At 68.0% G+C, this 7,289-nt stretch carries 8 protein-coding genes, 3 tRNA genes and 1 pseudogene; all 12 read right to left on the bottom strand.

What is annotated here, in order from left to right:
* A partial coding sequence (locus JWP65_RS15450) for a GTP-binding protein (protein WP_299765274.1) occupies positions 1–142 on the bottom strand: 142 nt, incomplete at its 3' end.
* Between the two features lie 31 nt (positions 143–173).
* Positions 174–248 (bottom strand) — tRNA-Thr (locus tag JWP65_RS15445).
* Positions 249–277: 29 nt separating this feature from the next.
* Positions 278–351, bottom strand: a tRNA-Gly gene (locus tag JWP65_RS15440).
* Between the two features lie 110 nt (positions 352–461).
* A tRNA-Tyr gene (locus JWP65_RS15435) sits at positions 462–547 on the bottom strand.
* 45 nt (positions 548–592) lie between these two features.
* Positions 593–1,351, bottom strand: a complete 759-nt coding sequence (locus JWP65_RS15430; protein ID WP_299765272.1) for a uracil-DNA glycosylase — start codon at positions 1,349–1,351, stop codon at positions 593–595.
* Entirely contained in the window at positions 1,348–2,148 is an 801-nt protein-coding gene (gene trpC / locus JWP65_RS15425) for an indole-3-glycerol phosphate synthase TrpC (RefSeq protein ID WP_299765270.1), read from the bottom strand. Before trpC ends, JWP65_RS15430 begins: the two co-directional genes overlap by 4 nt.
* Before the next feature lie 3 nt (positions 2,149–2,151).
* Positions 2,152–3,183, bottom strand: coding sequence for an anthranilate phosphoribosyltransferase (gene trpD / locus JWP65_RS15420; protein ID WP_299765268.1), 1,032 nt, complete (start codon positions 3,181–3,183; stop codon positions 2,152–2,154).
* Positions 3,184–3,201: 18 nt separating this feature from the next.
* Positions 3,202–3,858: a LysE family translocator gene (locus JWP65_RS15415; protein WP_299765265.1), complete on the bottom strand. Its 657-nt coding sequence runs from the start codon at positions 3,856–3,858 to the stop codon at positions 3,202–3,204.
* Positions 3,859–3,868: 10 nt separating this feature from the next.
* Positions 3,869–4,915: a low-specificity L-threonine aldolase gene (gene ltaE, locus JWP65_RS15410; RefSeq protein WP_299765264.1), complete on the bottom strand. Its 1,047-nt coding sequence runs from the start codon at positions 4,913–4,915 to the stop codon at positions 3,869–3,871.
* Between the two features lie 55 nt (positions 4,916–4,970).
* Entirely contained in the window at positions 4,971–5,543 is a 573-nt protein-coding gene (locus JWP65_RS15405; RefSeq protein WP_299765262.1) for an aminodeoxychorismate/anthranilate synthase component II, read from the bottom strand.
* Entirely contained in the window at positions 5,540–5,950 is a 411-nt protein-coding gene (locus JWP65_RS15400) for a GxxExxY protein (protein WP_299765260.1), read from the bottom strand. Before JWP65_RS15400 ends, JWP65_RS15405 begins: the two co-directional genes overlap by 4 nt.
* Positions 5,947–7,289 (bottom strand): annotated as a pseudogene (locus JWP65_RS15395) (anthranilate synthase component I family protein); the annotation flags it as partial. The pseudogene JWP65_RS15395 and the gene JWP65_RS15400, both read right to left, overlap by 4 nt.

Here is a 7,289-nt window from a genome sequence, read left to right as displayed (position 1 = left end):
CGTATGCCTTGGCTTCACCGCCGTACTTGGCCGCCAGCACGGTGGCGATCGCCGCCGTCAGGGTCGTCTTGCCATGGTCCACGTGGCCGATGGTGCCCACGTTGACGTGCGGTTTGTTCCGCTCGAACTTGCCTTTTGCCATTTTTTCGACTCCGAAAAAAATCAACGATCTTTGGTGCCCTTGGGGGGAATCGGACCCCCGACCTCCCCCTTACCAAGGGGGTGCTCTACCACTGAGCCACAAGGGCGAATTCTTCGCTGCGCAGAACTGATCGCGTGGAGCGGGAAACGGGAATCGAACCCGTGTCATTAGCTTGGAAGGCTAAGGTTCTACCATTGAACTACTCCCGCATCGGGGCACTTCAGGGAAGGCCCTGGCGCAGACCAAGCCGCAACCACTTCACCAACTTCTCATCAATTCAACACATTTCGCACGGCTCACCACAACACTGCGGCAAGCCTGGTGGAGGAGGTTGGATTCGAACCAACGTAGGCGTAAGCCAGCAGATTTACAGTCTGCCCCCTTTAGCCACTCGGGCACTCCTCCGGCGAACCTCAGACTATAGCACGGGTTTGTGACGCTGTCAGCGGCTCACCAACGGATGGGCGGATGAAGCAGGCGCCCCAGCTGCTGCAGGTGAACCTGGGCCTGGCCGACGAACTCGCGCCGGAAGTCCTGCGACGGGTGGCGCGCGACCAGCACCCGGCCCGGCGGCAGGTCAAGCCCGGCCACTGCCGACTCGAAGAATTCGCGCGCCGGCTTGCCCCACAGCCACGCCACCGGCAGCTCGGCACCCGCCGCCAGCCGCTGGCCGTACAGCGCGCGCAAGACGCCGGCGGTCCACTGCTGCCAGCCGAACCGCAGGTGGGTTCCAGCCATCTTGGGGCCCATGCGCACGGTCAGCGCCGTGTTCAGCAGCAGCACGCCCTGCCCCGCCCAATGCTCCAGGCTCGCCGTCGGCGGTCGCTGGAAGCCGGGGAGGGCCTGCTCGATCGCCGCGTAGACGTTGCGCATGGAAGCCGGAATGCCGCGCAGCGACGAAAAGGCCAGTCCGGTGGCATCGCCGGGCAAGGGATACGGATCCTGGCCGACGAGGATCAGCCGCACGTGATCGGGAGCGACCAGCTCGAAGGCCCGGAACGGCCGGGCCGGCACCACGGCATGGTTGCAGGCATCGGCATCGACGGCGGCGCAGATTTGCTGTTCGTGGGCCCGCAGCCCGCTGGCGAGCGCGCGCCAGGCGGCCGGCAGGTCGTCCCAAGCCCGCGCCATCGGGCGGCCCAGCGGCGCGCACAAGGCGGCGCGCTCGTCAGCCGGCAGCAGCAGCTGCTGGGCCACCTGGGCTGTCATGCGGCTTTGGTGCCGAACAGTGCGGCCAGTGCGATGCCAGGATCGGGCGCGCGCATGAACGCTTCGCCTACCAGGAAGGCATGCACGCCCGCATCCCGCATCTTCTTGACGTCGTCCGCGCTCACGATGCCCGACTCGGTCACCAGCAGCCGGTCGGCCGGCACCTGCGCCATCATGTCCAGCGTGGTGTCGAGGTCGACTTCGAAGCTGCGCAGGTTGCGGTTGTTGACGCCGACCAGGCGGGTCTTGAGCTTGAGCGCCCGCTCCAGCTCGGCGCGGTCGTGCACCTCCACCAGCACCGCCATGTCGAGGCTGCGCGCAACCGCCTCCAGCTCGGCCATCTGCGCATCGCCCAGGCAGGCGGCGATCAGCAGGACGCAGTCGGCGCCCAGCACCCGCGACTCGTAGACCTGGTAGACATCGACCATGAAGTCCTTGCGCAGCACCGGCAGGTCGCACGAGGCGCGCGCCTGCTTGAGGAAGTCGCCGCTGCCCTGGAAAAACTGCCGGTCCGTCAGCACCGACAGGCAGGCCGCGCCGTGCTCCGCATAGCTCTGGGCGATGTCGGCGGGAATGAAGTCTTCGCGCAGCACGCCCTTGCTCGGGCTGGCCTTCTTCACCTCGGCGATCACGGCCGGCTGGCCGGCAGCGATCTTGGCGCGCAGCGCGCCTTCGAAGTCGCGGGTGAGCACACGCGTGAACGCGTCCTCGCGCACGGCCTCGAGCGGGCGCTTCTTGCGCGCCGCCGCGATTTCTTCGCGCTTGACCGCGACGATCTGGTCCAGGATGTTCGACATTGTTCAGTTCGCCAGTTGCCTGGAGACCAGCGTGAGCTGCTCCAGTTTGGATTTCGCCCCACCCGACTCGATGGCGGCCCGCGCCTTCGCAATGCCGTCACGGATGTCGCTTGCCACGTTGGCCGCATACAGTGCCACGCCGGCATTGAAGACGACGATGTCGCGTGCCGCGCCGGGCTGGTTGTCCAGCACCTGCCGCAGCAGCGCGCCCGATTGTTGCGCCGACTCCACCTTCAGCGTGCGGTTGCTCGCCATCGGCAGGCCGAAGTCTTCCGGATGGACCTCGTATTCCGTGATCTCGCCGTTCTTGAGCTCGCCCACCAGCGTGGCGGCGCCCAGGCTCACTTCGTCCATGCCGTCGCGGCCGTAGACCACCAGCGCATGCTCGGCGCCCAGCCGCTGCAGCGCGCGCACCTGGATGCCCACCAGGTCGGAGTGGAACACGCCCATCAGGAGGTTGGGCGCGCTGGCCGGGTTGGTCAGCGGGCCGAGGATGTTGAAGATGGTGCGCACGCCCATCTCCTTGCGCACCGGCGCCACGTTCTTCATGGCCGGGTGGTGGTTGGGCGCGAACATGAAGCCGATGCCGACCTCTTCGATGCACCTGGCGATCGCTTCCGGCGACAGGTTCAGGCTGACGCCGAGAACCTCCATCACGTCGGCGCTGCCGCTCTTGCTGGAGACGCTGCGGCCGCCATGCTTGCTGACCTTGGCGCCGGCGGCCGCCGCCACGAACATCGCGCAGGTGGAAATGTTGAAGGTGTGCGAGCCGTCGCCGCCGGTGCCGACGATGTCGACCAGGTGGGTCTTGTCGGCCACGTGCACCTTGGTGGAGAACTCGCGCATCACCTGCGCCGCCGCGGTGATCTCGCCGATGGTTTCCTTCTTCACGCGCAGGCCGGTGACGATGGCCGCCGTCATCACCGGCGACAGCTCGCCGCTCATGATCAGCCGCATGATCCGCAGCATCTCGTCGTGAAAGATCTCGCGGTGTTCGATCGTGCGCTGCAGCGCTTCCTGGGGGGTGATGGGCATGGCGGATCCTTGGACGCGTTAACGGGAGGGATTGTCGGTGAGGGCGAGCTTGAGACCGAAGGCGATGAACATCGCGCCGGCAGCGCGGTCCAGCCAGTGCATGGCATTGCGGACCGCACCGCGGCGCGCCATCCAGGCGGCGGCCAGCGCCCAGCCCGAGTTGACCGGGATGCTGTTGACGTTGAACAGGATGCCCAGCAGCACGAACACCAGGGCCGTGTTCCCGGTGCCCGGCGCGATGAACTGCGGCACGAAGGCCAGAAAGAAGATCGCCACCTTGGGGTTCAGCACGTTGGTCAGGAAGCCGCCGCGGAACACGGCCGCCAGGCTGACGCAAGGCTGGGCACGGGCGAGCGCCTGCAGGTCGGGCGATCGCGACGGCGACGACGCGCGCGCCAGCAGCAGCCGCAGGCCCATCCACAGCAGGTAGGCCGCGCCCAGCCACTTGAGCACGGTGAAGGCGGTGGCCGACGCCGCCAGCAGGGCGCCGACCCCGATGGCGGCGGCGAACACGTGCACGAAGCAGCCGGCGGTGATGCCCAAGCCGGCCACCACGCCGGCGCGAGCGCCGGAGCGCAGCGACTGCGTCACGATGTAGAGCACGTCCGGCCCCGGCGTGAGGTTCAGCAGCCACCCGGCCGCGATGAACAGGATGAGGTGCTGCAGGTCGGGCATGGCGACTCCGTCAATCCTCGAAATACGCGCGGATGGTGGCGGCGGCGGCGTCGATGCCGACTTCGTCCACGTCCAGGTGCGTGACAAAGCGCAGCCGGTCCAGGCCGGTGGCCAGCACGCCGTGGCGCGCAAGGTAGGCGATCAGGCCGGAGGAGCGTTCGCGCGCCGGCCCGACCAGGTCGACGAACAGGATGTTGGACTGCGGCGCCTCGACCTTCAAGCCGGCGATGCCCTGCAGCTGCTGCGCCAGCCGGCGCGCCAGCGCATGGTCGTCGGCCAGCCGGTCGATGTGGTGGTCCAGCGCGTAGGCCGCGGCCGCCGCCAGCACGCCGGCCTGGCGCATGCCGCCGCCGGCCATCTTGCGGATCCGGCGCGCCTTATGGATCAGCTGCTGGCTGCCGCACAGCGCCGAGCCGACCGGCGCTCCCAGGCCCTTGCTGAAGCAGACCGAAACGCTGTCGAACTGCTGCGCGATGCGGCGGGCCTCGGCACGCGCGTCGCCGCCGCTGGCCGCGGCTTGCGCCACGCCAGCGTTGAACAGCCGCGCGCCGTCCAGGTGGGCCGCCAGGCCGCGCGAGCGCGCCAGCCCGGTCGCCTGCGCCAGGTAGTCCATGGGCAGCACCTTGCCGCCCAGTGTGTTCTCCAGTGCCAGCAGGCGCGAGCGGGCGAAGTGCGGATCGTCTGGCTTGATCGCCGCCTCGATGTCGGCCAACGCAAGGCTGCCGTCGGCCTGCTGCTCCAGCGGCTGCGGCTGCACGCTGCCGAACACCGCGGCGCCGCCGCCTTCCCAGCGGTAGCAATGCTGCATCTGGCCGACGATGTACTCGTCGCCGCGCTGGCAGTGGGCCAGGATGGCGCACAGGTTGCCCTGGGTGCCGGTCGGCACGAACAGCGCCGCCTCGAAGCCGAGCATGCCGGCGATCCTTGCCTGCAGCGCATTCACGCTGGGGTCGTCGCCGAACACGTCGTCACCGAGCGGCGCGGCTGCCATCGCCTCGCGCATGCCGGGCGTCGGCTGCGTGACGGTGTCGCTGCGCAGGTCGACGGTCTTGCTCATTGGACTGCCTTCGGCGCCACGCGCTGCGGGATTCGCCTCGGGCCGGCCTGGCGGTTCATGCGGCCTGCTCCAGGAAGTTCCTGAGCATCGCGTGGCCGTGCTCGGTCAGGATCGATTCCGGATGGAACTGCACGCCCTGGATAGCCAGGCTCTTGTGGCGCACGCCCATGATCTCGCCGTCGTCGGTCCAGGCCGTCACTGCCAGTTCGTCCGGAAAACTGTCGCGCTCGATCGCCAGCGAGTGGTAGCGGTTGACGGTGAACTTCTGCGGCAGGCCGGCGAACACGCCTTGGCGGGTCGTGGTGATCTCGCTGACCTTGCCGTGCATCAGCTGTTGCGCGCGGATGATCTTGCCGCCCAGCGCCGCGCCGACCGCCTGGTGGCCCAGACATACACCCAGGATCGGCAGCTTGCCGGCGAAATGGCGGATCGCCTCGACCGAGATGCCGGCCTCGGCCGGCGAGCACGGCCCGGGCGAAATCACCAGCCGGTCCGGGCTGCGTGCCGCAATCTCCGCCACGCTGATTTCGTCGTTGCGAAACACTTCCACCTGCGCGCCCAGCTCCCCGAAGTACTGGACCAGGTTGTAGGTGAAGCTGTCGTAGTTGTCGACCATCAGCAGCTTCATGGCTCGCTCCTGGCCTTGTTCACCAGGCGGTGCACGCCCTTGACGACCGGGTAGGTGTGGAAGTTGATCAGCAGCCCGAGCTTCAGGCCGGTCAGCCGCAAGCCGGCTAGCAGCTCGGACCGATGCAGCTCGCTGGTGGCTTCGTCGGCCTTGACCTGCACCAGCATCGCCTGCTCGACGACGAAGTGCGCGCGCTGCACCACGCCCAGGGACTTGCCCTTGTAGTGGGCGCTGACGGGCACGTCCTGCATGAAGCCGATTTCGCGCTCGCCCAGCTCCAGGGCCAGCGCGGCGACGTAGACGCTCTCGGGCAAGCCGGTGCCCAGCACCCGCTGCACCTCGACGGCGGCGCCGATGATGTCGTGCGAGAAGTCGTTCTCGCCGCAGTTGCTTTCTGTGGCGCTCATTCCATCCCCTCTTCGACGACTTCGGACGCCCGCATCAGCGCCCGCGCCTTGGCTTCCGTTTCCTTCCACTCGAGTTCCGGCACCGAGTCCGCCACCACGCCGGCGGCGGCCTGCACGTACAGAGTCTGGTCCTTGATGATGCCGGTGCGGATGGCGATGGCCACGTCCATGTCGCCCGCGTAGCTCAGGTAGCCGCAGGCGCCGCCGTAGATGCCGCGCTTGTTCGGCTCGAGCTGGTCGATCAGCTCCATCGCGTGCACCTTGGGGGCGCCGGTCAGCGTGCCGGCCGGGAAGGTCGCGCGCAGCACGTCCATGTTGGTCATGCCTTCGTCGAGGATGCCCTCGACGTTGCTGACGATGTGCATCACGTGGCTGTAGCGCTCCACCGCGAACGCTTCCGTCACCTTGACCGAACCGGTCTTGGCGATGCGGCCGATGTCGTTGCGCGCCAGGTCGATCAGCATCACGTGCTCGGCCCGCTCCTTGGGGTCGTTCACCAGCTCCTGCTCCACCGCCTTGTCGAGCTCGGGCGTCGCGCCGCGCGGGCGGGTGCCGGCCAGCGGCCGGATCGTGATCTTCTGGCCTTCTGGCGTGCGTTCCTGCCGCACCAGAATCTCCGGCGATGCGCCCACCACGTGGAAGTCGCTGCCGGCGGCGCCGCTGAAGTTGTAGTACTACATGTAGGGGCTGGGATTGAGCGAACGCAAGGCGCGGTACAGCGACAGCGGCGATTCGGTATAGCGCTTCTTGATCCGCTGGCCCACCTGCACCTGCATGAAGTCGCCGGCGGCGATCAGCTGCTTGGCCCGCTCCACCGCGGCCAGGTAGTCGGGCTTGGCGAACTCGCGCTCGGCCGGGTAGGTTTCCGTCTGCTTGAGCACCGGCGCGCTGACCGAGTACTTCAGCTGCTCCTTCAGCTCGCGCAGCCGCTTCTTGCCGTTGGCATACGCCTCCGGCCGCGTCGGGTCGGCGTAGACCATCAGGTACAGCTTGCCCGACAGGTTGTCGATGACGGCCAGTTCCTCGCATTGCAGCAGCAGGATGTCGGGGCAGCCCAGCGTGTCGGGCGGGCAGCTTTTCTCGAGCTTGCGTTCGATGTGGCGGACGGTGTCGTACCCGAAGTAGCCCGCGAGCCCGCCGCAAAAACGCGGCATGCCGGGCCGCAGCGCCACCTTGAATCGCATCTGGTAGGCCTGCACGAAGTCCAGCGGGTTGCCGCCGGCGCTCTCGATCACCGTGCCGTTGGTGACGACCTCGGTGACGGAGTCGGCGCCGAAGCCACTCGAGCGCAGCAGCGTTTGCGCCGGCAGGCCGATGAAGCTGTAGCGCCCGAAGCGCT

The sequence above is a fragment of the Ramlibacter sp. genome, assembly GCF_028292805.1.
GTDB lineage: Bacteria > Pseudomonadota > Gammaproteobacteria > Burkholderiales > Burkholderiaceae_C > Ramlibacter.
This window is presented reverse-complemented; position numbering and strand designations above follow the sequence as displayed.